This is a genomic window from Vibrio sp. V09_P4A23P171, assembly GCF_963875615.1.
Classification (GTDB): domain Bacteria; phylum Pseudomonadota; class Gammaproteobacteria; order Enterobacterales; family Vibrionaceae; genus Vibrio; species Vibrio anguillarum.
On sequence record NZ_CAWNMR010000061.1, the window covers coordinates 1 to 2,596 of the forward strand.

Consider the following 2,596-nt stretch of genomic DNA (forward strand, 5'->3'; position numbering starts at 1 on the left):
AAATGAATCGGTTAGTTTGTTTCAAGTTTACAAAAAAGCTCGTTCTTTGGTTGTGAAAGTGTCGGTGTCAATTGGTTGGCCTAACAAACGGCTCAAGAGGGATTGCCAACGCGTGGCGGCTTTAGTGCAAAATTGAAATTTAGTGTTTACAGTGTGTTTTTTGAGTTCGGTGGTGCGTTGTCAACCCCTTAGCCGGGCGTTAGCTGAGGTTAAGAAAAATCATCAAATTACGTGTTTATTTTTCTTAGTCTGAGGCTCTAGCTTTACACTTGAAAGTCATCATTTTTCCGCGTATCTCGCCAGTGGCACTGTTCGTGAAGTGGTTGAACTAACCGAAGTCTGTTTACGGGAAGTGGTGTGTTTGTTGATTTCTTTGGTGTGGCTTCTTTGGTTTTGAAGCTCTTTCGCGCTTAAATGGATTTCGCGCACTTGGTCGTTGGCTTCTTCGACATAATTCTTTGTAAATTTAAGCTCTAGAAACTCGTCAAGTTTTGTTGTTATTTCTTCTTTGCCAAGTGCGTTTCGTGGATTAGGTTTTAGTTTCTCAGTTGTCCGTTTTACTTTGTCGCTTGAAAGCAATAATGTGTTTGATATTAGGCCGTTGGGTAGTCAATCTCCTGCTAAAGTGCAGCAGCTAACAAACGGCTCAAGAGGGATTGCCAACGCGTGGCGGTTTTAGTGCAAAATTAAAGTTCAGCGTTTACAGTGTGTTTTTTGAGTTCGGCGGTGCGTTGTCAACCCCTTAGCCGGGCGTTAGGTGAATTGGTGGAATAATGCAGCAAGTTTTAGTTTTAGAAACGGAACGTTTAATCCTTAGGCCATTTGAGCTGTCTGATGCAGAGCAAGTATCAGTATTGGCTGGCGATAAACGAATCGCAGAGATGACGGCAAACATACCGCATCCATACGAAGTGTCAGATGCAATTTCATGGATTGAAACACATGAAACCGGCTTTGCCAGCGGTGAGAGTATTGTTTATGCGGTTGTACATAAAGAATCGTGCGAGCTTATTGGTGCAGTGAGTTTGCCGAGTTTAAAAAATGGCCACGGTATCTTAGGTTATTGGTTGGGTGTCGATTTTTGGGGGCAAGGTTATGCGACAGAAGCTTCAAAGGCATTAATAGAGTACGCAATAGAATGTCATGGATTGACAGAGTTAAAGGTTATGCATCTTGTTGGCAATGAACGTTCAAAGTCAGTTATCGATAAACTTGGTGTTACTTACATAGAAAACCAAACACTTCGTATGCAAGGTGGTGAGCGAGAGGTTTGTGTTTATATTTCAGCGGTATAAATTCACCTAACAAACGGCTCAAGAGGGATTGCCAACGCTTGGCGACTTTAGTGCAAAATTGAAATTCAGTGTTTACGGCGTGTTTTTTGAGTTCGGCTATGCGTTGTCAACCCCTTAGCCGGGCGTTAAGCAGCAAGAAGTGTATATAGTCAGGTGGTAAATGAATTTATTTATAGATACAAATGTGTTTTTGTCTTTCTATCATCTATCGAATGATGATCTTGAAGAACTACATAAATTAACTGTGTTATTGGAAAAAGGCGAGATTACATTATGGTTGCCTCAGCAAATCAAAGATGAGTTCTATCGTAATCGTGAAAACAAAATTTCCGATGCAATAAAGAAACTCAAGGAACAAAAGCAAAAACGCCAGTTTCCTCAGATTTGTAAGGATTACCCTGAGTATCCCGAAATTAGTGAGTTGCTTAAAAGTTATGATAAGTCATTGTCTCAGCTTATCAAAAAGGTCACTGACGATATTGACGAAAGAAAGTTAAAAGCAGACCGACAGATCGCTGAACTTTTTGGAAAAGCTAAGCTAATCCAGACAAGCCAAGAATTAGTAGAGAAAGCTAGGTTTCGTATGGCTGTTGGGAACCCACCAGGTAAGGATAACTCTTTGGGTGATGCGATTAACTGGGAAGGTTTACTATCTAAGGTTCCTGAAGATGAAACTTTATATCTTGTTGCTGACGATAAGGATTATTACTCTGTTCTTGACGAGAATAAGTTGAAAGATTTTTTAGCTGATGAATGGACTGACAGTAAGAAAAGCGAAATTGTGTTTTATCGTCGTCTTTCGCAGTTCTTTAAGTCGCATTATCCAGATATCAAGTTGGCTAGTGAGTTGGAAAAGGAGTTGGCAATCCGAGACTTTGTAGCCAGTGGTAGTTTTTCATCAACTCATACGCGCATTGAACGTCTATCGAAATTCTCAGAATTTAATAAGTCGCAAGTTGATGAGCTGTGTGAAGCTGCATTGTCTAATCGTCAAATCAACTGGATTATTGGTGACCCAGATGTGTATGAGTTTTTCTCGTCTCTTGTCGAGTCCCATAAAGGACTTATCGACAAGTCTAAACTAGAAAAGCTTGAAGAAGAGTTACGTGAAAATGCGCCAGATGATGAGTCGTAGCAAAATTGCTGCTTAACAAACAATTTAAGAGGGATTCCCCACGCTTGGCACTTTTGGTTTGGGTTTAGTTCAGTGTTTACGGTGTCCAAATTGGGTGTCGTGGTCGCGTGGCTCACCCCTTAATTGGGCGTTATGCAACTCAGGTAAATTTAGGGGTTCAATCTTT

The 2,596-nt window shown here is 40.8% G+C and carries 2 protein-coding genes; both read left to right on the top strand.

From position 1 onward, the window contains the following. Positions 1–773: 773 nt before the first annotated feature. Positions 774–1,295: a GNAT family N-acetyltransferase gene (locus AACT23_RS15055; protein ID WP_094128790.1), complete on the top strand. Its 522-nt coding sequence runs from the start codon at positions 774–776 to the stop codon at positions 1,293–1,295. A 160-nt stretch (positions 1,296–1,455) separates the two neighbouring features. Next, positions 1,456–2,430: a PIN domain-containing protein gene (locus AACT23_RS15060; protein WP_094128792.1), complete on the top strand. Its 975-nt coding sequence runs from the start codon at positions 1,456–1,458 to the stop codon at positions 2,428–2,430. Positions 2,431–2,596: the final 166 nt, after the last annotated feature.